At 61.7% G+C, this 20,215-nt stretch carries 21 protein-coding genes; 9 read left to right on the plus strand and 12 right to left on the minus strand.

Going from position 1 to position 20,215, the window contains the following annotated elements; all coding sequences use genetic code 11:
• Positions 1-17: 17 nt before the first annotated feature.
• Entirely contained in the window at positions 18-986 is a 969-nt protein-coding gene (locus tag IPM54_20925; protein ID MBK9262255.1) for a GNAT family N-acetyltransferase, read from the plus strand.
• On the opposite strand, the gene IPM54_20930 is transcribed toward IPM54_20925, so the two are convergent.
• A complete protein-coding gene (locus IPM54_20930; protein ID MBK9262256.1) occupies positions 987-2,189 on the minus strand; it encodes a DUF1343 domain-containing protein in 1,203 nt (400 codons plus the stop codon).
• A 225-nt stretch (positions 2,190-2,414) separates the two neighbouring features.
• On the opposite strand from IPM54_20930, the gene IPM54_20935 reads away from it, so the two are divergent.
• Together IPM54_20935 and IPM54_20940 are read left to right on the plus strand one after the other, a co-directional pair.
• Positions 2,415-2,861, plus strand: a complete 447-nt coding sequence (locus IPM54_20935; protein MBK9262257.1) for a hypothetical protein — start codon at positions 2,415-2,417, stop codon at positions 2,859-2,861.
• Positions 2,862-3,027: 166 nt separating this feature from the next.
• Complete coding sequence (locus IPM54_20940) at positions 3,028-3,675, plus strand: serine/threonine protein kinase (GenBank protein MBK9262258.1); 648 nt, start codon at positions 3,028-3,030, stop codon at positions 3,673-3,675.
• Between the two features lie 18 nt (positions 3,676-3,693).
• Here the strand turns inward: IPM54_20940 and IPM54_20945 are convergent, their stop codons facing one another.
• The 7 genes from IPM54_20945 to IPM54_20975 form a co-directional block, all read right to left on the minus strand.
• The gene (locus IPM54_20945) at positions 3,694-5,049 is read right to left on the minus strand and encodes a trypsin-like peptidase domain-containing protein (protein ID MBK9262259.1); all 1,356 of its coding nucleotides are present in this window, start codon (positions 5,047-5,049) and stop codon (positions 3,694-3,696) included.
• A 123-nt stretch (positions 5,050-5,172) separates the two neighbouring features.
• On the minus strand, positions 5,173-5,982 hold the full coding sequence (gene truA / locus IPM54_20950) for a tRNA pseudouridine(38-40) synthase TruA (protein MBK9262260.1): 810 nt from the start codon (positions 5,980-5,982) through the stop codon (positions 5,173-5,175).
• Positions 5,983-6,324, minus strand: coding sequence for a hypothetical protein (locus tag IPM54_20955; protein ID MBK9262261.1), 342 nt, complete (start codon positions 6,322-6,324; stop codon positions 5,983-5,985).
• Between the two features lie 67 nt (positions 6,325-6,391).
• Positions 6,392-7,021: a 16S rRNA (guanine(966)-N(2))-methyltransferase RsmD gene (rsmD, locus tag IPM54_20960; protein MBK9262262.1), complete on the minus strand. Its 630-nt coding sequence runs from the start codon at positions 7,019-7,021 to the stop codon at positions 6,392-6,394.
• A gap of 15 nt (positions 7,022-7,036) precedes the next feature.
• Positions 7,037-8,206 carry a PEGA domain-containing protein gene (locus IPM54_20965; GenBank protein ID MBK9262263.1) on the minus strand — a complete coding sequence of 390 codons (1,170 nt, stop codon included), beginning with the start codon at positions 8,204-8,206 and terminating at the stop codon, positions 7,037-7,039.
• Positions 8,207-8,369: 163 nt separating this feature from the next.
• Positions 8,370-9,953: a phytoene dehydrogenase gene (locus tag IPM54_20970; protein MBK9262264.1), complete on the minus strand. Its 1,584-nt coding sequence runs from the start codon at positions 9,951-9,953 to the stop codon at positions 8,370-8,372.
• Positions 9,950-10,639: a phosphoribosylglycinamide formyltransferase gene (locus IPM54_20975; GenBank protein ID MBK9262265.1), complete on the minus strand. Its 690-nt coding sequence runs from the start codon at positions 10,637-10,639 to the stop codon at positions 9,950-9,952. Before IPM54_20975 ends, IPM54_20970 begins: the two co-directional genes overlap by 4 nt.
• Before the next feature lie 88 nt (positions 10,640-10,727).
• Here IPM54_20975 and IPM54_20980 point away from each other — a divergent pair, with 88 nt between their 5' ends.
• Positions 10,728-11,114: a hypothetical protein gene (locus IPM54_20980; GenBank protein MBK9262266.1), complete on the plus strand. Its 387-nt coding sequence runs from the start codon at positions 10,728-10,730 to the stop codon at positions 11,112-11,114.
• Between the two features lie 7 nt (positions 11,115-11,121).
• Complete coding sequence (locus IPM54_20985; GenBank protein MBK9262267.1) at positions 11,122-12,558, plus strand: cytochrome P450; 1,437 nt, start codon at positions 11,122-11,124, stop codon at positions 12,556-12,558.
• Positions 12,559-12,696: 138 nt separating this feature from the next.
• Here the strand turns inward: IPM54_20985 and IPM54_20990 are convergent, their stop codons facing one another.
• Together IPM54_20990 and IPM54_20995 are read right to left on the minus strand one after the other, a co-directional pair.
• Positions 12,697-13,479 (minus strand): 4-hydroxy-tetrahydrodipicolinate reductase, encoded by a 783-nt coding sequence (locus tag IPM54_20990; protein MBK9262268.1) that lies wholly within the window; start codon positions 13,477-13,479, stop codon positions 12,697-12,699.
• The gene (locus IPM54_20995) at positions 13,476-14,396 is read right to left on the minus strand and encodes a 4-hydroxy-tetrahydrodipicolinate synthase (protein MBK9262269.1); all 921 of its coding nucleotides are present in this window, start codon (positions 14,394-14,396) and stop codon (positions 13,476-13,478) included. The genes IPM54_20990 and IPM54_20995 overlap by 4 nt, the downstream gene beginning before the upstream one ends.
• Positions 14,397-14,524: 128 nt before the next feature.
• Between IPM54_20995 and IPM54_21000 the strand changes: the two genes are divergently transcribed.
• The 3 genes from IPM54_21000 (at position 14,525) to IPM54_21010 (ending at position 16,355) form a co-directional block, all read left to right on the plus strand.
• Positions 14,525-14,773 carry a hypothetical protein gene (locus IPM54_21000; protein ID MBK9262270.1) on the plus strand — a complete coding sequence of 83 codons (249 nt, stop codon included), beginning with the start codon at positions 14,525-14,527 and terminating at the stop codon, positions 14,771-14,773.
• Positions 14,774-14,862: 89 nt separating this feature from the next.
• Complete coding sequence (locus IPM54_21005; GenBank protein MBK9262271.1) at positions 14,863-15,486, plus strand: hypothetical protein; 624 nt, start codon at positions 14,863-14,865, stop codon at positions 15,484-15,486.
• Between the two features lie 83 nt (positions 15,487-15,569).
• Positions 15,570-16,355: an RMD1 family protein gene (locus IPM54_21010; GenBank protein ID MBK9262272.1), complete on the plus strand. Its 786-nt coding sequence runs from the start codon at positions 15,570-15,572 to the stop codon at positions 16,353-16,355.
• Here the strand turns inward: IPM54_21010 and IPM54_21015 are convergent, their stop codons facing one another.
• On the minus strand, positions 16,356-16,805 hold the full coding sequence (locus IPM54_21015) for a hypothetical protein (protein MBK9262273.1): 450 nt from the start codon (positions 16,803-16,805) through the stop codon (positions 16,356-16,358).
• Positions 16,806-16,823: 18 nt separating this feature from the next.
• Complete coding sequence (locus IPM54_21020) at positions 16,824-17,696, minus strand: dienelactone hydrolase family protein (GenBank protein MBK9262274.1); 873 nt, start codon at positions 17,694-17,696, stop codon at positions 16,824-16,826.
• Between the two features lie 355 nt (positions 17,697-18,051).
• On the opposite strand from IPM54_21020, the gene IPM54_21025 reads away from it, so the two are divergent.
• Positions 18,052-20,205: a serine/threonine protein kinase gene (locus IPM54_21025; GenBank protein MBK9262275.1), complete on the plus strand. Its 2,154-nt coding sequence runs from the start codon at positions 18,052-18,054 to the stop codon at positions 20,203-20,205.
• Positions 20,206-20,215 lie beyond the last annotated feature (10 nt).

Consider the following 20,215-nt stretch of genomic DNA (forward strand, 5'->3'; position numbering starts at 1 on the left):
TGCTACGGGCTGGTGCCGTGAATGCTTTGCCTATTCGGATCGACAGTGCGGGCGCTTCGAGTCACCACGACATGCTCGGTTTGCTCGCCGAGCACCTGCCCGAAACGGATGTCGCCGCGCGCGTTGCTTGGCTGTACGAGCAGAACCCGCACGGGCGCGCGCTGACGGTCATCGCCTATGACGCGCAAACGAACGCTCCGCTCGGAGTGTCCAGCGTCTTTCCGCGACGTTTGATGGCCGCAGGGCGATCCATTTTGGGCGCCATTGGCGGCGATGCGTACGTGCGCCCGACGGCGCGCCGGCGCGGCGTTGCTACGGCGATGCACCAGGCGCTGCTCGAACGGATGAAGAGCGAAGGTGTCGACGTCATGTTCGGGCCGCCCGAACCACACAATCTCCGGGCGCTCGAACGCGCAGGCTCGCGCGTGATCACGCACGTGCGACGTTACGTGCGTCCCGCGCTACTGCACGACGTTCTGCGCCCGGTATCGTGGTTTGCCGCAGGCCGAGGTACGCGGCTCGATCCGGTCACTCAGCGGGATCGGCGCGTCGACGCAATCTTCGAACGTGCGGTGAATGCGTTTCACGTCGTTGCTGTTCGTGATGCGACGTTCTTCCATTGGCGTTACGGCAAGAGTCCTTCATCCGCACAACGCGCATTCGTCGTGATGCACGAGCACCGAGCGATCGGGGTTTGCGTGCTCGAACGGAAAGACATACGCGTCGCGCTCGTGGATCTGCTCGCTCCCGCGGACGACTACGTGCGGTCGCTTCATGCCGCGGTGACCGCTTCGGGGGCTCGCTCCGTCGTCGTGCAGCTCAATGAACAAGGTCCGTTTGCGAACGAGCTTCGCTGGGCCGGCCTATTGCCTCGAGAACGCAAACCCTTCCAAGTGCTCGCCGCCACGAGCCAAGAGCCGAGCATCTTCGATGCTTCACGCTGGTACTACACGTGGGGTGATGGAGATTTGGATCGGGTGTTTTGATCAAATCGCCGCGTCGTGCAGAGCCGTCGTCGCTTCGGCCATTTGATCGGGCCACGTCGGGTCGTGTGCCGAGACAAACTCGGCAATCGATCGGGCTTCTTCTCCCGCTTCGATGGCTCGCCGAGCTTCGTCCGAACCGGTGAGGAGGTCGAACGCTGGAATCGTATCGACGTATTCATACAGTTCCGTACGAAACCCGAATCGTTCGATATTTTGCCTGCGAGCGAGAGCTACGAGGGCAACGTACGTGGCCACGGGTCGGAATGACGCGATGTCGGTCGGGTGAATCTGCACGCCTCCGCAGATCTGACCTGCGTGCTTGTGGAACGTCGGTCGGAACGTGATGGGTCTGGCAACGAAGCCGGAAAGGCCCGTGGCGCGAAGCCCTTGCGCCAAACGATGTCCGTCGATCCATGGTGCTCCCACGATCTCGAACGGCCGCGTGGTCCCTCGACCTTCCGAAAGGTTGGTCCCTTCCAAAAGACAACCACCGGGGTACACGAGAGCAGTTTCGGCTGTGGGCATGTTGGGCGACGTCATCACGAACGGACGGTCCCACTGGGTGGCGAGCGTGTAGCGTTCCCAGCCTTCGACCGTGACGATCGACAGCGCATCGCCGAGTGCGATGCCGTCACGTTTTGCAAAAAGAGCAACGATTTCGCCAATGGTGAGCGAATGTCGAACGGGCACGGGCTCGAGACCCACGAAGGATGTAAAGCCCGGGCTTTGAGATCGACCTTCGATGACGCGACGTGCACCCGAGATTGGGTTGGGTCGATCGAGCAGGATGACGGGCACGCCTGCTTTGGCCGCCGCTCGCACGGCAAGCAGCGCCGTCCAGATGAACGTGTAAAAGCGAGTGCCTACATCGGACAAATCGATGAGCAGCAGATCAATGGCACTCAGGTGTTCAGCCGTGGGGGACAGATCTTCGAAGCGCTCGCCATAGAGGCTGACGATCGGGGCACCGGTGCGGGCGTCGCGAGCATCGGCGACACCGATCATGTCCTGGGCTTCGCCGCCGTAGCCATGTTCAGGGCCCAAGAAAAGGGCCGGGCGAACGCCAATCCTCTCCAGAACGTCGCTGATGTGCTCGACGCTCCGATCGACACTAGCGGGATGGGCGAGAACGCCAAGCCGCGAGCGGCGTAGGCGTCCGGTGACTGAGTTCAGGCGTGGAAGTCGGTCAAGTCCTACGAGCACGAGGCGGCCGTACCGCGACCCCAAGCGGTCGTCTAGGGATGAGCACGAGACCCGCATGGCCGCAGAAGCGAGCTTCGAAACGATCGTGCACAAGGCCATGGCCGCCGGCGGGCAAACCCGGTATCAACGTGATTGCGAGTTGACCCAGGCGCCCGCCATGAGGCGGCATACGCCGTGTCGTGGAACGCGTAGCGCTTTCATGTTCCACCTTGGTTATCGCCCTCCATGACGCACCCCGAGGACGACGAGCACGACATTGCGGACCACGGCACGGTCATCATGGACCGCAAGGCGGCGAGTGGCATTCCGCGTTCCGTGGCAAACGCGAATCGATCGCGACCGTCGCCTCCGCCGATCCTGCCGGCAGCGGGCCTGCCAGCAACGCCTGCCTCGCAGCCTCCTGCTGCGGCTCCCACCGGGCTGCCCGTGCTTCCTCCATCGATCGCTGGCGTCCCACCGGCTCGATCTGCATCGTCGGCGACGCACAAACGCCTCGCAGCTCTCGTCGCCTTCGGCTCGTTTACGGTCGTGTTCGTGCTCGGCGCGCTCATCATGATCCTCATCAGGCTCGCTCGGGACTCGGCCGATGATGCGCCCCGCCCAACCAATGCAGCGCAATCGAAACCCGCTGCGGCGAGCAGCTCGAATACCTCACGAAACCAGGACAAGTAGAACGTTCGTGGAAGCGCGAGATTTCGCCCCGATTGCTGCGTCTACGTTAGAATCATCGCTCTCGCGACAGCCGCTCGACTGGTTTCCCTTTCCAAACCGGTGCGATCTACGACGATGACGCTCCAGCCCGGCACCATCGATCGACGGCAAGTACCGGATCATTCGGATGCTCGGCAAGGGCGGCATGGGCGAAGTCTACGAAGGCGAGAACGAGCGCATAAGGCGCCGCGTTGCCATCAAGGTGCTGCACTCGGAAGCGTCTCAGCAAGCCGACCTCGTGCAGCGATTCGAGCGGGAAGCTCAAGCAGCCGGTCGTATCGGGTCGCCGCATATCGTCGAGGTGCTCGATCTGGGCTGTCTCGTCGCGGGCGAACGCTTCATGGTGATGGAGTACTTGGACGGCGAAAGCCTCGGTGCCCGCATCAAGAGCCGCCAGCGTCTTTCGCCGCATGAGCTGGCGCCGATCCTTCACGCACTGCTCGAAGGACTCGCCTCTGCTCACGATGCGCACATCATCCATCGCGATCTGAAGCACAACGTCTTCTTGGTGAAGACAAAAACCCAGAACGACTTCGTCAAGATTCTGGACTTCGGCGTTTTGTTCGGAACTCTGTTCATCGCCGTGTGCGCGCTGCTCGTGTACACGTTTTTCTTCGACCAACCGACCGCCGTCGTCGCAGCACCACCACCTTTGCCATCGCAGGCTGCTGCGAGCGCCGCACCCAAAAATGTGGCCGACGCCGCCCCTGGAAACTCGGCCGATGCCGCGCCTTTCCCCAGCGCAAAAAGTGCCAGCGACTCGACGCCAATGTGACTCGATCGCCGTTCGTCTCTACCGCACGACCGTGTAGAACGTGGCCTTGTCCCGACGAACCCTCAGCAAAAGCCTGCCATCGTCCGCAGCTTTCCTGATGTCGGCCGCCGAGGGCAAACGCGTGAAGTCGACTTCGAGGATGACGTCACCCGCCTTCAGCCCTGCCCGAGCCGCTGGTGAATCGGGAGAGATCGCCGCGACTTGTGCAATCGATTTGCCGTTGCCAGCATCGACGTCACGAAGCGCGAGCCCAAGCCCCGCGGGCCGAGAGGTCGGTTTCTGCACCTCGAGCGCCTTCGGAACCGCTTCCTTGCGCGCTTCGAGCGTTACTTTGGTTTGGTAACGTTTGCCCCCACGAACCACTTCCATCGGCAGAACTTCGCCGACGTCGTGCAAGAACGTCTCGCGAATGATGTCCTGCGCATCGCCCACGACACGCGTGCCAATCTTCGTGATCACATCACCAGGCTCGAGATGCGCTCGTGCTGCAGGTCCGTCGGCGATGACCATGTTCACGAGCGCGCCGGACGACGGCGTGTTCGGAATTTCTGCGGCGAGCTGCGGCGTCAAATCTTGCAACCCGATGCCGATCCAAGCGCGCGTCACGTGGCCCGTCTTCAGGATCTGCGTCGCCACGCGCCGAGCGATGTTGGATGGTACCGCCAGGCCGATGCCTTGACCTTTGCTCACGATCATCGTGTTGATCCCGAGGACTTGACCGTCGAGGTTCACGAGAGGACCGCCGGAATTGCCAGGATTGATGCTCGCATCCGTCTGCAAATAGTCCTCGATCGCGTTCATCCCCACGCCAGCTCGGCCCTTTGCGCTGAGCACGCCTGTCGTGACCGTGTGACCCAGCCCGAAGGGTGAACCGATGGCGACGACCCATTCGCCCACGCGTGCTGCATCGCTGTCGGCAAACGACGCTGCGGCGAGGTTTTTCGCGTCCACTCGAAGCACGGCAAGATCCGTCGCTGGATCGCGCCCGACGACACGCGCGGCAAACGCGCGACCATCCTTGAACCGCACCGTGATGGCGCGCGCTTCTTCGATGACGTGGTTGTTCGTGAGAATGGCACCGTCGGACGAGAAGATGACACCCGAGCCCATGCCCCGGGCGACGGCGTCTTGCTTGATCCAGCGCGTGGCCGTTGCTTCGGGTTTGGCGACCGAAACCTCGATTTGCACCACCGCTGGGCTCACTTTTTCAGCAACTTCGACGAATGCGTCCCCGAGCGCTCGGATCTGCGCTGTCGATGGCGCAACCGTCGCCGGTGAGCGGGCCGGCGGTGCCGTTTGAGCTCGAACGGATGTCGTCATCGAACAGAGCCCGATCGTCACGAGCGTCGACGCGAGCATGAAGTAGGGGCGCATCGTTCCTCCGATATCAAACGGCCTCGAGCATCGAGAACGTCGTGATCCCCGAACGGACGGTCGGGGTACGAGAGCTCCCATGATGAATCCATCGAGCCGCGGGCGCAGCTAGCAACCGCGACGTCAGCGTTGTTCGCCATCCGGCCAGGGTGAAGATCCCTCGTCGGATAACGCCATGGACATCAAGTAAAGCCCTTCGGGTGGCGCCGTGATGCCCAGGTCATCGCGCCTTTGCGACGCAAGCGCGCGCGATATCGCTCCAGGCACTCGCCTCTTGCGTGCAACGTCCATCAGCGTGCCCACCAGGATGCGCACCATGTTGTGCATGAACGCGTTGCCCTCGACGTCGATTCGCACGATGCGCGGATCGGCCGCATCGATCTCGACGGACAACCGATCGATCGTACGAACCGTGTTCACCCGCTGATCGGCGCTCGAGCGAAACGCGGCAAAGTCATGCGTCCCGACCGCCAAACTCGCTTCACTGGCCGCTCTTTGCACCGCGGCGTCGTCCAGCCCTTCGACGCGCCAAGCGCGACCTTCGAGGAATGGATCGCGCAGTTTGTCGCGCAAAACAATGTAGCGGTAACACTTCTTCTTGCTCTCGAAGCGCGGGACGAATCCTCGCGGAACGAGCGCCGCACGCCGGATGGCAATCTCCGGGGGCAAACGGCGCGCCGTGGCGAGCACCCAGCCTCGAGGAGGAATGTCGCGCTCGGGATCGAAAGCGACACGCTGGCCGTACGCATGGACGCCCGAATCGGTGCGGCTTGCGCCGCGCACTTCACGAATGGATGGGTCGACATCACGGAGCGCTGCGAGCAGCTCGCCGGCAACCGTGCGTTGTCCAGGCTGAGGGACAAACCCTGCAAAGGGCCGACCGTCGTAGGCGACCGTGAGAAGTATGCCGGCGGTCGTTTCGAGCGAGCTCAACTAGTTGCTTCCGCCGCCACCACCGCCGCCGCCGCTGCTGCTCGTTCCACCGGTCGGCGCGGGGCCTGCACCGTAGCCATAGAGGCACGCTTCGAGCTCGAAGCTCGTAAGGCCTTCGCAACACTGCGTCGGATTGACGACCTGGCCGCCTTTGATGCAAAGCGCGAATGGGTTGCAGCCGTTGTCGACGGCGTCGTGCTTTTTCCCGTCGACATCCTGGACGCAGTCGGGCGTCGTGCCCTCGGGATCCGCACACGCTTCGGCGCCGCAAAGCAGCAGAGCGAACGCGGAGACCAGCAGCAAAGCCTTACCAAAGCCGAACGAAAGGGCAGCGGGTTTCATCGAGGTCTCGTCCATGGGCGGGAGGAAAAGAGCGCGTCGAGGTTACCGCTCGTCGCGCTTCCCTACCTTACCCATCCGCACCGCCGGAGGAAACGTCCTCGCGCACGCCTTCGTGCAAGTCGTCTGCCGCTGATGCGTCATCGGGCCGTGCCGCCCCGACCAAATAGAACGAAAGCGACGTATCGCCGTAGCGACGCGTTGCTTGCCAGACGAATGCCTTCACAGCAGGCGCTGGATCCCGACTCGCATGTTCGAGCACGACGCGAGCGTCGTCTGCACAGAGCCCTCCTGCGGCAGCAAGCTCGAGCGCAATGGCGGCTTCGGCAAGGTCTGCGTACGGCGGATCGACCAGCACGAGATCGAAAGGACCTTGCGACGACAAACCTCGAACGGCGCGAAGCACGGGGCTCGCCACGACGGTGCTCGATGCGTTCAATCCGAGCGTTTCCAGGTTGCGACGAAGCGGCGCGAGAGCAGGCCGTGCATTTTCGACAAACACGGCGCGGGCAGCTCCTCGAGACAATGCTTCGATACCGAGAGCACCGGTGCCGGCGTAAAGGTCGAGCACCACGGCGCCGCTCACGTCACCGAGCACATTGAAGAGCGCTTCGCGTACGCGATCGCTCGTGGGGCGCGTGCCGTGGCCTTTGGGCGCAACGAGTGAGCGCCCGCGTAAGGCGCCCGCGATCACGCGCATGGCTTGTCCGGATGATCAGAACTGGAAACCGACATCCACCTTGACGGCAGTTTGACTCACCCGCGGAAGAACCATGAGCCCCATCGCGGGTTTTTCCTTCGAACGCGTGCCGCTCGTGGCGACGAGGAAGATGCCGGCGCCCGCAGCAACGGCGGCGAGCGGGTAGAAGACGAGTTGCAAAAGCTCGGCTGTGCTGCCCGGTTCGCAGTAGTTGGTCAAAATCGTTTCTTTTTCCTCGGGCGTGAATTCCGGTGCTCCACCGACCGGCTTGCTCGCCGTATCCGTGCCATTCGCGATGTCACAGACGTTTGACGTCGTTGCATAACGTTGGCGAAATGCCGAATAGTCAGCGTCCTTGTTGAGCCCGTCGACCTTGGCCGTCCCCACGACGCCGAGCGCGCCGAAACCGACGCCCGCACCAATCGCAATGAAACCGCCAATCCGCTTCCAGTTTGTCGGAGTCTTATCGCCCACGGCAACGGGAACGACCGTCACGTCCGTTGGTGCGTTGGGTTTTACCGTGATTTCCGAAATCATGTCCGCATATCCGGGCGCTTTCACGATGAGCTCATGTTTGCCCGAGGGAACGAAAAACGTTCCTTGGCCACCGGTGAGCGCGCCGAGGGGTTGTCCATCGACGAACACCTGACCAGCAATGCCGCCAGCGCTCACTTTCACCTCGCCCTTGGGCGGGCCATCCGTGAGCTTCATGATGGCGTCCATCGCCACCTTTTTCAGCGCATCGTCCTGTGCTTCGGTGAGGTTCGCGCTGTAGTCGACTTTGAACGAAGTCGTGCCCTTTCCACGCACCCAAAAGCTCAGCTCTCCGACGACATTGTTGCTCTTACCCTTCGAGATCACGCCCCAGACGTACCTGTCGGCACGGATCTGATCGGCGATTCGAGATTGGCATCCTGCATCGGGAGGCTCGGGGCACTTCAGCGATAGCGTGAGCACTTCGAGCGAGTAGTCGCCTTCGGCTTGAGACCAGCCGGGCATCGCACGAACGGCTTGGCGGAGGGCTTTCGTGAGCGCCTCGGCTTGGTCGTCCGCGTCCATGGTTTGGACCGAGATGACGTGGATCGGCAGCGTATCCGGACCCGGCTCGGCCGCCTCCACAGGCGCGGTGAACATCGACGCAGACAGCACGAGGGCCGTTGCAAAACCGTATTGGGGTACGCGCATGATCATTCTCTCGCTCAAACTCATGGGCGAGACAACGTTAGCCTCCATTGGACTCGTTTCGCAATTACGCGGTGAAAGGATCGCGAAAACTAACGCCGCGTCAGTGCTTTGACGCTCATTCGAGGGATACGTGAGGGCGTTTTGCAGCAGCCGCAAAACGCCCTCACCCGAACTCGACCTTGCTCCACATGTCACGCCGCATGCGCTCTTTGCGCCGGTCGGTTCTCGTCACGAGGCGCGCGGCGCCCCACGCGGCGAGCAGTTGCCCCTCTTGCCCGAGGCCAGGCAAAACACTGCGTCCCACCAAAAGCGTGCGCTCGATGGGACCTCGAATCGGTTCGCCTCCCAGGCCCAAATACCCGGGCGGGTCGACGTCGAGCTGCCGAACCATCGGCTCGGATGCGGCTCCTGCTCCAGAGCGGCTCCATTTGTCCGCCATGTGCAGACGTCCGTCTTCGCATACCCACGGCGGCAAACCATCGTGCACAGAATCGACCACGCGCAGGTGCCGCTCGAGAAACGGCAGCTCCGAACAAAGCGTCGAAAGCACGACCTCACGCATCTGACCCATGGGCACCGGACTTCGATCGGGCACGAGCACTTCGGCCACGAGCAGCGATTCTCCAGGCGCACCGGCGTGACGTTGAAGGTGAATCACGGGGCGCATGGCGAGCGTCGACGCGCTGGATCGCGACACGGGCATACCCACACGCGCCGGACGCGAAGGCTGACGATCGGCAGGCAAGACGAAACATTCGACGCCGAGCGGCGCGGGCAAACCCGCGTCCCGGACGCACAAGGACATGACGAACCGCCCTACGGACGACGTGATCCGCGGCCATTCCCGTTGCGCTCGCTTGTGTATCCCCTCGCCCTGCGAGAGCGCGGCGACGCCCTCACCATCGAGGTCCGTAATGATGAAATTCGCGCCCGTCGGTGCGTCGTCGCCATCGATGACAACGCCCGCCAAAGACCCTCGACGCATGTGCAAAGCGCGAGCGCGGCGGTCGAGCATGCAGCGCCCACCATGGGCTGCGATGCGCCCTTCGAGGAACCTTTCGAGCTCGTCCTCGCCGCCGTTCAACGCGTAAAGGCCGCGCGTGAAGGCACCATGCAAACGTGCCACGGCAAACGGAGGCGGGAGCGAGGCAAGGTTTGTCGCGAAGAGCACCGATGTCGTGACGACATTGCGAAAGAAATGTCCGCGAGGAAATTCGACGAGCAAGTCGGCATCGGGTTCGGCGCGAACGTACGGCAGCATCGCGGCATAACGACCGGTTTCGCGCCTCTCCCAAAACGTCCCCGGCGGCCATACGGCGTCGCGATCGAACGCGTCGTCCGCCGATCCATTGACGCGGGCAAGCTCCGCATAGAGGTCGTCGATCACCCGGCGCACCTCGGGCATTTCGCGATCGATCTCGCGTCCGAACAGCGCCATGTCGGGCGGAATGTCGAGCCGTCTTCGAGGCGCGAGCACTTGCATCATGGGTGACGCGAGCTGCACGAGACGATTCCACGTCTGCGTCTGCGCCAGCTCCGCGAGCATGCGCGTCCACGCGGGCGAGCTTGCGGCGAGCATCGTGAAGGCGCGGCGCTGCAGCGTGCGCTCGCCAATCTTGTAACTCGCAGGCCGCGCGCCTTGGCCGAGCACCAGGACCGTAAAGTCACGCCGCGCAAGCAAAGCAGCGGTCATGAGCGCACCGATCGATCGACCGAGCACGATGACGTCAAAGTATTTCGCCGTCACGTCGAGTCCTCGGTGCGATGGCCAAGAAAAGCGTGTTCGACCCCGAGCGCCGCGGGCAAACCACCAAGGCGTGCGCGAATTCTATTTCCGTCACGAGGGTTTGTCTCGACGACGAGTTTGTCCTGCGCAATGGCCGACAACACGTGCACGAGCAGTTCGTGTTCACGATGGAGAATCCGTTCGGACAAACTTGCTTCGGTATCGTCTTCGAACACGGGCACGGCGGCTTGCCCGAGAATGGGACCGGTATCGGTGCCCGAATCGACGAGGTGCACGGTGCAGCCGGCAATCCGCACGCCATGCGCGAGCGCTGCGGCTTGTGCGGATACGCCGGGAAACGCTGGCAAAAGCGATGGATGAATGTTGATGACGCGGTGCGGGAATGCGTCGAGCAGCACGGGGGTGACGATGCGCATGAATCCGGCGAGCACGATCCATGAAGCGCCGTGCGTGCGCAGCGCATCGACCATCGCGGCATCGAAAGCTTGACGCGACTCGTAATCCTTGTGGTTCACCACGCGCGTCGGCACGCCTGCGGCTTCAGCACGAGCGATCCCCTGGACCCCGGGTCGGTTCGAAATGACGAGACGCACGCGGGCGTCGAGCTTCCCCGTGGCGATGGCGTCGAGGATGGCTTGGAGGTTGGATCCACGGCCAGAGATGAGGACACCGAGGTCGAGCGGCATGTGCGGGTGCATCGTAGCCGAGGGGGCGGGGAACGCCATTTTGCGGCCATCTCTTGTCGCGCTTGGCGAGCGCCCTCATAACGCGGCAATGCTGCGTCCGTTCGGCTTCATGCTCTTCGCACTGGTTCACGTTGCTTGCAGAGGAAGCGTCGTCGACCACACGAGCAGCACGGCGGGCGGTGGAGGAGGCGGTAGCGGCGGCGGTTCTTCCGGACCGCTCGAGTGCGGCGGCATGCCCACAGTTGGGCAGATCGTCACCGCATGCATGCCCATGGATGGCGATTACTGTTTGCCCGCGGAGACCTCACCGGGACTTCTGGTGGAACTGGCCAAGACAAACAAGGTTTGTGCGGAGACATCCCCCGGAGCGTGCTGCGACAAACCCGCTTATCGCCAGGTCGTGTGCGACCAACCTCCAGGCGTGAACGATTGTTGTTACGACGTCCATTACATCAACCCCGTGGTTTGCCCGTGAGAACACAATGAAAACGATTGACGACCTTCCGCTTTTGTCCGGACGCACCTTTTTGGGTCATGCCGCCGAATTTCGGCGCGCGCCAACGGACATCTTCGTTCGTGCTCAGCGCGAAGTTGGCGACATGGGCACATTTCAACTGTTCAATTTTACTTGCGTCATGATTTTCAGCCCAGAATTGATTCACGAGGCGCTCGTGGAAAAACAAAAGCACCTCAACAAAAGCCTGGCACTCAAAATCATGTTTTACCCCATGGCTGGCCGGGGGCTATTCACGAGCGACGGGGATCCGTGGCGAAGGCACCGCAGACTCATCGCGCCGCTTTTTCATCCAAACGCCATTCGCAGTTATGCCGCCATGATGAACGACGTCATCACGCGGTGCCTCGACCAATGGAAAGACGGGGACGTCATCGATGCGGGGCGCGAAATGACGCGCATCACGATGGGCGTGGCAGCAAAGACGCTTTTCGATGCCAATACGCTCGATGAATCCGATGACATCAGCGACGCCATCGAGGCGATGTTCAATTACATCACGGACCAGACGGGCAGCGTATCGGTCACCTCGCGGGCCGTTTTGTCCGGCATGCTGCTCGATTTGAACAATCTCCCGCCGGGTGTTGCAAGAGCGCGTGATCAAGCGGTCGAAGCATTGCATCAGCCGATTCCCGTGCCCACCCGAGAACGCCTGCGACTTTTCCGAGCCATTCGACTCTTGGACGATCGGATCCAGCGCATGACGGACGAACGACGCAATTCAGGGATAACGCGCGACGACCTGCTTTCGCGATTGCTCGCGGCGCGCGACGAAGACGACGGCACGTTCATGTCCGATCGCCAAGTGCGCGACGAAGCCATGACGCTTTTCGTCGCCGGACACGAAACCACAGCCACGTCGACCACTTGGTCGTTGTATTTTCTTTCGCGCCATCCCGACGTTTATCGTCGCTGGAAAGAAGAGGTCGCAGGGCTTTCAGGAGAGCCGCTATCCCCCGACAACACGACGAAGCTCCCGTGGACGCGCGGCGTTTTTCGGGAAGCACTTCGCTTGTACCCACCCGCATTTGCCATCGATCGTATCACCATGGAGGAAATGCAAGTCGGCGGATATTCGTTGCCGGCGCGAACGCCCTTCGTCGTTCCAATTCACGCCATTCATCGCAACGAATCGCTCTGGCCCGATCCGGAGCGTTTCGATCCCAGTCGTTTCACGCCCGAGCTCGAAGCGAAGCGCCCGCGTGCAGCCTATATGCCTTTCGGCATTGGTCCGCGCGTCTGCATTGGTGCCACGTTCGCCGAGCTCGAGGCATTGCTGCTGCTTGGTCAAATCGCGCAGCGATTCGAATTCGACCCTGTGGACACGGCTCCCATCGGCCCCGACCTTCGTACGGCGCTTCGTCCGGAAAAACCCATTCTGCTGCGAGTACGAAAAGTCAAATAACTGACAGAGGCCGAAGCCCGATTTTTCCGGCGCTCGTGGTGGGGCCTTGTTTGAGCCCGCGAAGCGGGCGAATTCGGGGGGACCACGGGCGCCGGAAAAATCGGGCTTCGGCCGGGGTTTCATACCGATCTGGAGCGTTCACCCCAGAACGTCCGCCATCGTGTAGCGCCCAGCCGGTTTGCCCACCAAAAATCGCGCCGCGCGTAATGCCCCGCGAGCAAACAAGTCCCGATTCGTCGCTCGATGCGTCAATTCGATCCGCTCGCCCAGCCCCAATAAATGCACCGAGTGATCCCCAATCACGTCGCCGCCGCGCACCGCGAACACGCCAATCTCGTCTTCGGCCCGCGGTCCCACGTTGCCCTCGCGCCCATGCACCGCGCGCAATTCCTTCCGCGCCTCGCGCGCCGCATCCGCAAGCCGCACCGCCGTGCCGCTCGGTGAATCCACTTTCCCTTTATGGTGCGTCTCGACAATCTCTATGTCGAACCCAGGTCCAAGCCGCCTCACCGCTTCCGCAACCAGCTCGGCGAGCACCTGCACGCCCAAACTCGTATTCGGCGCCCAAAGCACCGCAATCGCCGCTGCCGCCTCACCAAGCTGTTTGTCCACGGCCGCATCGAGACGCGTCGTGCCACTGACCACGGCAATGCCTGCGCGTCGCGCCGCAGAAAGCACCCGCGACAAACCTTCCGGCCGCGAAAAGTCGATCACGACATCGGCACCAAGCAGCGCCGCTCCAACGTCGTCACCAATCGCCACACCAACGTGACCCGCCCCAGCCACGTCTCCGACGTCCTTGCCAATATGCTTCGAGCTCGACGAGGCAATCGCTCCGACAATCGTCACACCTTCCTGCATTGCAATGCGGGTGATGCTTTGCCCCATGCGCCCGGTTGCCCCGGATATCGCAATTCTCATGATGCGCTCGCCATCAAGCGCGGAAATTCCTCATCGACCCGCGCAAGCGCTTCCACCACGCGCTGCTTCGTCGCCGCACTTGCAGAAACGAGCGGCAATCGCACGGCGTCCGTCATGCGGCCCATCGAAGCAAGCGCCGCTTTCGCAGGTGCCGGGTTTGGCTCGGCAAACATCACGCCGTGAAGCTCGACCAGCGCAAAGTGGTACGCCCGTGCTCGCACGTAATCGTTTGCGAGTAGCGCCGTCGTCACCGCCGACGTTTCCCGCGGTCGCACGTTCGACGTCACGCTGATGACGCCGCTTGCTCCGACCGATCCGAACGCGAGCGTCAACGCATCATCGCCGCTCAGGATCGCCAATCGATCGCCCAGGCGCCGCTTCAATTCTTGGCATCGCAGCACGTTCCCCGTCGCATCCTTGAGCGCCACGACGTGCGGAGCTTTTTCGCAAATTTGCACGGTCGTGTCCGCCGACAGATCCACCACCGAACGCCCCGGAATGTTGTACAGGACGATCGGGCACGACACTTCCCGCGCGATTGCGAGCACATGTTCGCGCATGCCGTCCTGCGAGGGCTTGTTGTAGTAGGGCATGACGACCATCACGCCATCCGCTCCTGCGGCAAGCGCCGATTTCGACGCTGCAATCGTTTTTTTCGTCGAAAACGACCCCGTCCCCGCAATGACCGGTATGCGCCCCTTGGTCACTTCGACCACTCGCTTGATGACGAGCGTCTGTTCTTCGTCCGTCAACGTCGGAGATTCGCCCGTCGTGCCGCACGGAACGAGCCCCGATACGCCGCCCGCAATTTGCGCCTCCACGAGCGCTTCGAGCGCCGCAAAATCGACCGCATCGCCGCCCGCGACAAACGGTGTCACGAGCGCAGTGAACGTCCCGGAAAACGTGATGGCTTTCATTGGTCGCGACCTTGAAGGCGTTCCCTTGGTTCGTCAAGTTCCGTGCTGGCTGCTTGCTTGCCGTTCGTTTCAACGATGTTGATCCTGCACTTGCGAAACGTCTTCCGCGGACACACCTTCCGCGCGTCATGCAGACGCTCTCGCACAAAGAACTCGTGGGGTATGTCGAGCTCCAAGTGGGCTCGCTGAAAGTGGAAGTTCCTATCCGAGCGGCAAGCCAGGGAAACCCAAACGAACCGCTCGCCAAGTTCGAAACGGAGGGAAACGCATTTGCGATTCTCGTGCGCGGCGACGTGTCGTCCAAGCCCGTCGAAAGAGCCATGCAAGAGGCTGCGATCGAAGCGGTCAAGCACTTGTCGCGCAAGCTCCTGAACTAGACGACCGCTCGCTGCTCGACGAACATGCTACGCTCGTTGCCCGCTGACCTGGCTCGTCCGGGTTTGTCGGGCACGCAGGCGGTGAGAGCATGGAGTCGAGTCGGAACAAGGCAAAGCGAACACGGATAACGGCAGCAGCGATCGCGCTCGGCATGGCGTCGTTTGTCGTGGCGGAACGCCCGGCCCGTGCCGAAGGACCCGTGACGGGGACGGGAAAAGGCATCGCGGGACTTGCGATCATCGGCGGTTCCGTGACGGCCACGACGATGGGCCTGGTCGGCGTCGAGCAGCGATGGGCCTACTTGGTGTTTCCGCCGCTCGTGGCCGTTGGTGCGGGCATTGGCGGCTACTTCATGGAAAGCGCAGCGCCTCCAGAAGTATCGACCTACATCCTTGGAGCGGGCATGGCGCTCATCATCCCGACGATCATCGTCTCGCTCAACGCCACCGTGTACAAAGTTCCTGACGAGTACCCGAACGATCCATCCAAGCGGACGCCCGCGAAAGAGCCACCTCGAGCAGGCGCGCGCGTCCAAGAATCGTTTCGCACGGGATTCGTGCCTCGATCGCTCGTGGACATTCACGAAGGATCGCTCGCCGTAGGGCTTCCTCCCGTACAAATTCGTCCGGCATTCACGACGGAAGAAATGGCAAAATTCGGCGTAGCTCAAACGCGCGAAGTGCACGTGCCGCTCTTTCACGCCTCCTTCTGATCATTGCTGCGGAAGTCTTTGCGCGATTCGCTCGAGGCGGGGACACTCGCTACTCACTCTTCGTCGCGCTCTTGGGTCGTGCAATGGGTACCGTATATTCCGTCGAAGCATATTCCTACGCGTCGCGCTTCAATTTGCGCGAGGTCGCGACGTGGCTCCCGCAAGACCGCCCCATACGCTGGTCCAAGACGCAGTTCGCCGTCGAGCTCAACCACGACAAACTCCTCTACGCGTTCGATTTCGGCGCGCTCGTGTTCATCAACATGCCCGATGCGCAACGCGAGCCCATCGCCCGCGTGTTCGACGAGAAGCTCACGCACGAGCCGCACCCGCCGCTGCGTGAAAGTTTCCTCGTGGAGGTTCGTCCTGGTGCACCGGTCGAGGTCGGTTTCGATCGCGTCGTCGTGCCCGAAATCACCGCGAGCACGCTCGATGTCATCGCCACCGTCCTCGCGCAATCAGCCGCCATCGACTACTACGACGAAGACGTGCAAGACATCCTCGATCGCATTGGTGATGTTGCACGCGAGGTTGCGCGCAAGGGACAGACTCCCGGAAAAACGCGTGACTTCGTCAAGTTCGTCGGAGCGGCCATCGCGTCGCAGGTCGAAATGATTGCTGCCATTTCGCTGCTCGACAAACCCGATCTCACGTGGGAAAACGAGGTCGCGGACAAGCTCCACGACAAACTTCGATCCAATTTGGAAATTACCGAACGTTACAAAGCGCTCGAAATCAAGCTTTCGACGATTCGGGATTCGCTTCAAACGCTCATTGAATTCAGCCAAACGCGCCGGATGCTATTTCTCGAAGCGTCCATCGTCGCGCTCATCGTGTTCGAAATCATTCTCAGCTTCATCAAATTGTAATCACTCGACGAATGGCTCGTACACGCCGACGATCGAGGAAATCACGCACGCCGATAGCGCGAAAAAAGCGGCAAATACGTACGCAGCTCGAGCCGACCGAAAGAACCGCGGGTCATTGCGGGTCAAAAGGAGCGTCAAGAGGCCGATCGAGGCGAACAAGAATACGCCGAACGACAAATGCATCTTGCGTTCGAAGAGCCATCCGAGCGAACGCGAGGCCAAGAAGAGCCGTTGCTTCAGGTGAATGCGGTAGTGCGTTTCGAGGAGCAGCCCCGAGACGAACGAAACAGCGGCGCACGACGAAGCCGATATCGAAAGGGCGCGAAACCAGGGTTTGTCCTGCGAGCGGCCTCGAACGAGCAGCGCGGCAATCGCGAGCAAGAGCAGCGCGCCGAGCCACGCGACGATGGCGTGAGGGACGAGCATGCGACGAACGACATCGGGCGTCATGAGGTTCGTCGCGAGGGGTTACTTGCCGGCGAGCGTTCGTCCAAAGAATTCTTGCACGTGGGTCCACGCATCGGCAGCGCTCTTTTGGTCGTAGTTTGGATTCGATGGATTGGCGAATGCATGCTCGGCGTCATATCGAAAAATCGTATTTTTGACGCCGGCTTTCCCCAAAGCAGCTTCGAAGGCATTCACGTCTTCCGGAGTGATGGCTTTGTCGCGATTGCCAAAAATTCCGAGCAATTCTGCCTTGATGGGTTTTAATTGTTCGGGGTCGGTCACCAAGTGGCCGTAATAAATGACCGCGGCATCGAGGTCGGGTTCGTTCATGGCGAGGCGCAAAGACCAGGCGCCGCCGAAGCACCAGCCAATCGAACCGGTCTTGGTTGCCATGACGCGCGGGTCTTTTTCGAGGAAATCATGTGCGGAAAGCAGCGTGGCGAGGGCTTTCTTTTCGTCCACGGCTTTCATGGCGGCCATTGCTTCGTCACGCGTTTTCGCTTCCACGCCGCCATAGAGGTCGACGGCGAGCGCGGCGTAACCGTCCTGGGCGAGCCTATCGCTGAAGTGCCGAATGTTGTCGTTGAGGCCCCACCATTCATGAATGACGACAATGCCTGTCGCCGCCGGCTTTTTGCCCTCGGGCAAGCTCAAGTAGGCGCGCGTTCCATCAATGGTGATATGCTCGCCATGGAGCTTTGGGGGCGCATCCGTCTTGAGGTCGTGCAAAGCCTTGAACGCTTCTTCCGAAAGCCCGCCTTGCATGCCTTCGGCAATGGTTGCTGGTTTGTCCGGCGATGCGGGTTCGCTCTTCGCGGGCGCAGGCGATGCACCACACCCGCCGAGGACAAACAAGCCGACGCCGAGCAAAGACGCGAACCGGTGGAGCTTCATGGCGGCGGAGTGTACATGGCAAACGGGAGGGGCGACAGTGGAAATGGGCACGCGACGTCGAATTCGTGCAATCGCCTCGAGGGCAAATGGCGGCGACGGATCACGAGCGCACAGCCAGTACCAAAGGGCTCGTCAAATATTATGTCCTCAAACGATCTGCCACGCACTGGTGCGCCCGGGTTTCAAAAAACAAACGCCAACTTTTCTGCGTGCTTGCTGCGCGGCTCACGCCACTCCACGCGCAACCGTCGACGACGTTTCCAAGCACGCGGTGGCCCAGAGCATCGATCCGACACCTGCGCACTCGTTCCCTCTAGGCGACGGCTTCATGAACAGCTAACGTGGATCATAAACCTTGACGCGCACTGCCGTTCCGGCACGATCGAGCCCAGTTCCCGACATGCAACCGAAGCCCGCAGACAAGAGTTCGCAAGGGGATAACGCGGCACAAGAGCGTGCAAAAGCGATGATCGGTCAAGTGATCTCCGACCGGTATCGCATTCGCGAGCTCATCGCCATGGGTGGTATGGGCGCCGTTTACCGCGGCGATCACCTCCTGCTGAAAAAGCGCATCGCCATCAAGCTCCTTCACCCGGAGACCGAGAACCTCCCCGAGCTCGTCAAACGCTTCGAACGTGAAGCGATCGCCGGCGCGCACATTCAGCACCCGAACGTCGCAACCGCCACCGACTTCGGCAAACTTCCGGACGGCAGCTACTTCCTCATCCTCGAGTACGTCAAGGGAATCACGCTGCACGAAGTGCTCGAGAAAGGCCCGCTTTCGCCTCGACGCGCCGCGAACTTCGCCAAGCAAATCGCGTCGGCGCTGCACGCCATCCACACCAAAGGCATCTACCACCGCGACATCAAGCCGCGGAACATCATGGTCAGCGAAGGACGGCCCGAGACCGTCAAGATCATCGACCTCGGCCTCGCCAAACTCAAGGTGGGAGATTTCAACGACGAGGCGCCTGCCAAAGACGACCGTGGATCGATGTCCGACGAGGACGATGCGACGGCGTTGACAGTGGCCGGGACGATTTTCGGCACGCTCGCGTATCTTGCGCCCGAGGCGGCCGAGGGAATGGACGCCGTGGACGGCCGCAGCGATTTGTACGCGCTCGGCCTCATCATGTACGAAATGCTCTGCGGCAAACGCCCCTTCGTGGCCATCAATCCCGTCGAGCTGTTCATGCAGCACCGCATTGCTCCGGTGCCGCCCATGTCGACGCGGTCCCCAGGGCTCGTGATTCCGCCCGTATTCGAGGCGATTCCCCGAAAATTGCTCGAAAAACGCCCCGAAAACCGATTTCAGAATGGGCAAGAAGTGTGCGATGCCATCGACGAGGCATTGGCAACGCTCGGCGTGGACGAGGGCGATGAAGTCGTCAACAGCGAACGCCCGAGCGGCGTGGATCAACGCGACAGCACGCCGACACCGCCCACGGTGATGCAAAAATCGACGACGTTGTCGGGCGCGACGACACCGTCGCAAAAAACGCCCCTACCCTCGCAAAAAACGCCTCCCCTTTCGCAAAAAGCGCCTCCCCTTTCGCAAAAAACGCTTCCGTCGCACCGAGCACCCGCGGCCCCCGCGAAAGAAGCGCCGTCGACGATTACGACGCCTGCGGCCGTTCACGAGCAAACGGATGCCGAGCCGGCCGTGCCCCAAAAGAAGCGCAGCTCGCTCGAAAAGAACGTCATCACCGTCGTCGCTGGCGTGCTGCTCGGTTGCGCCGTGGTGCTGGGTGTAAAGTTTTACCAGAAAAACTTTGCAGCCGCGAGTGGCAAACCAATGCCCACGACGACGCAGGCTGCGCCACAGGCGAACAAGCCGGCCCCAGCGCCGACTCCGCCCCCCGAGGTCACGACGGCTGCGCTGCCGATTTTGCCGCCGAGCGCCTCGGTTGCACAAAGTGCAGCCGCTCCTCCGGAACCAGCGCCGTCGGCCGCGCCTCCAACCGCGACGTTGTCCGATGCGGAAATTGCGACGCTAAAATCGAAATACCAGATTGCATGGCGCGGCCGAGATTGGCGCGGCGCCGCGCGCGAAGCCATTACGCTCGCCAAGGGCGCTCCGCAAGCATTCGACGAGGTCGACCTCGCGCAACGCACCGAGCGATTGGCCATCATTCTGTCGAAAGAAAATGCGGAGACCGAGCTGCTCGAGATGCTCGCCAATGACCTCGGCAGCAAAGGGATCGACATCTTGTATGCGCTCGTCGAAGGCCAGGGGCGCGCGCCCGTTGCGGTTGCTGCAATGAAGCTTTTGCAAGACGAAAAAATTCGTTCCAAAGGGACGCCGGCCATGCAGATTGCGTTTGCCCTGCGTATCGGCGCGTGCGACGAAAAGTTGAAATTGCTCCCGCGCGCCGCCAAAGAAGGCGATTCTCGCACGCGCCAGGTGCTCGAAACCCTGGGACGCGATTGCTTCCCGCGAAGCGCGGACCTCGAAAAAACGATTTTCGATCTGCGCGTCCGGTTCCCGAAACGATTTTCCTACGATTGACCCGCCCCTC

The sequence above is a fragment of the Polyangiaceae bacterium genome, assembly GCA_016715885.1.
Classification (GTDB): Bacteria; Myxococcota_A; Polyangia; order Polyangiales; family Polyangiaceae; genus Polyangium.

Excerpts from the sequence above, each read along its gene's own strand:
- IPM54_21005 (MBK9262271.1), top strand. The coding sequence starts at position 14,863 with ATGGAGTCGAGTCGGAACAAGGCAAAGCGAACACGGATAACGGCAGCA.
- IPM54_20995 (MBK9262269.1), bottom strand. The coding sequence starts at position 14,396 with ATGAAAGCCATCACGTTTTCCGGGACGTTCACTGCGCTCGTGACACCG.
- IPM54_21015 (MBK9262273.1), bottom strand. The coding sequence starts at position 16,805 with ATGACGCCCGATGTCGTTCGTCGCATGCTCGTCCCTCACGCCATCGTC.
- IPM54_20940 (MBK9262258.1), top strand. The coding sequence starts at position 3,028 with ATGCTCGGCAAGGGCGGCATGGGCGAAGTCTACGAAGGCGAGAACGAG.
- rsmD (MBK9262262.1), bottom strand. The coding sequence starts at position 7,021 with ATGCGCGTGATCGCGGGCGCCTTACGCGGGCGCTCACTCGTTGCGCCC.
- IPM54_20935 (MBK9262257.1), top strand. The coding sequence starts at position 2,415 with ATGACGCACCCCGAGGACGACGAGCACGACATTGCGGACCACGGCACG.
- IPM54_21020 (MBK9262274.1), bottom strand. The coding sequence starts at position 17,696 with ATGAAGCTCCACCGGTTCGCGTCTTTGCTCGGCGTCGGCTTGTTTGTC.
- IPM54_20945 (MBK9262259.1), bottom strand. The coding sequence starts at position 5,049 with ATGCGCCCCTACTTCATGCTCGCGTCGACGCTCGTGACGATCGGGCTC.
- IPM54_20990 (MBK9262268.1), bottom strand. The coding sequence starts at position 13,479 with ATGAGAATTGCGATATCCGGGGCAACCGGGCGCATGGGGCAAAGCATC.
- IPM54_20985 (MBK9262267.1), top strand. The coding sequence starts at position 11,122 with ATGAAAACGATTGACGACCTTCCGCTTTTGTCCGGACGCACCTTTTTG.
- IPM54_20980 (MBK9262266.1), top strand. The coding sequence starts at position 10,728 with ATGCTGCGTCCGTTCGGCTTCATGCTCTTCGCACTGGTTCACGTTGCT.
- IPM54_20955 (MBK9262261.1), bottom strand. The coding sequence starts at position 6,324 with ATGAAACCCGCTGCCCTTTCGTTCGGCTTTGGTAAGGCTTTGCTGCTG.
- IPM54_20965 (MBK9262263.1), bottom strand. The coding sequence starts at position 8,206 with ATGCGCGTACCCCAATACGGTTTTGCAACGGCCCTCGTGCTGTCTGCG.
- IPM54_21000 (MBK9262270.1), top strand. The coding sequence starts at position 14,525 with ATGCAGACGCTCTCGCACAAAGAACTCGTGGGGTATGTCGAGCTCCAA.
- IPM54_20975 (MBK9262265.1), bottom strand. The coding sequence starts at position 10,639 with ATGCCGCTCGACCTCGGTGTCCTCATCTCTGGCCGTGGATCCAACCTC.
- IPM54_21010 (MBK9262272.1), top strand. The coding sequence starts at position 15,570 with ATGGGTACCGTATATTCCGTCGAAGCATATTCCTACGCGTCGCGCTTC.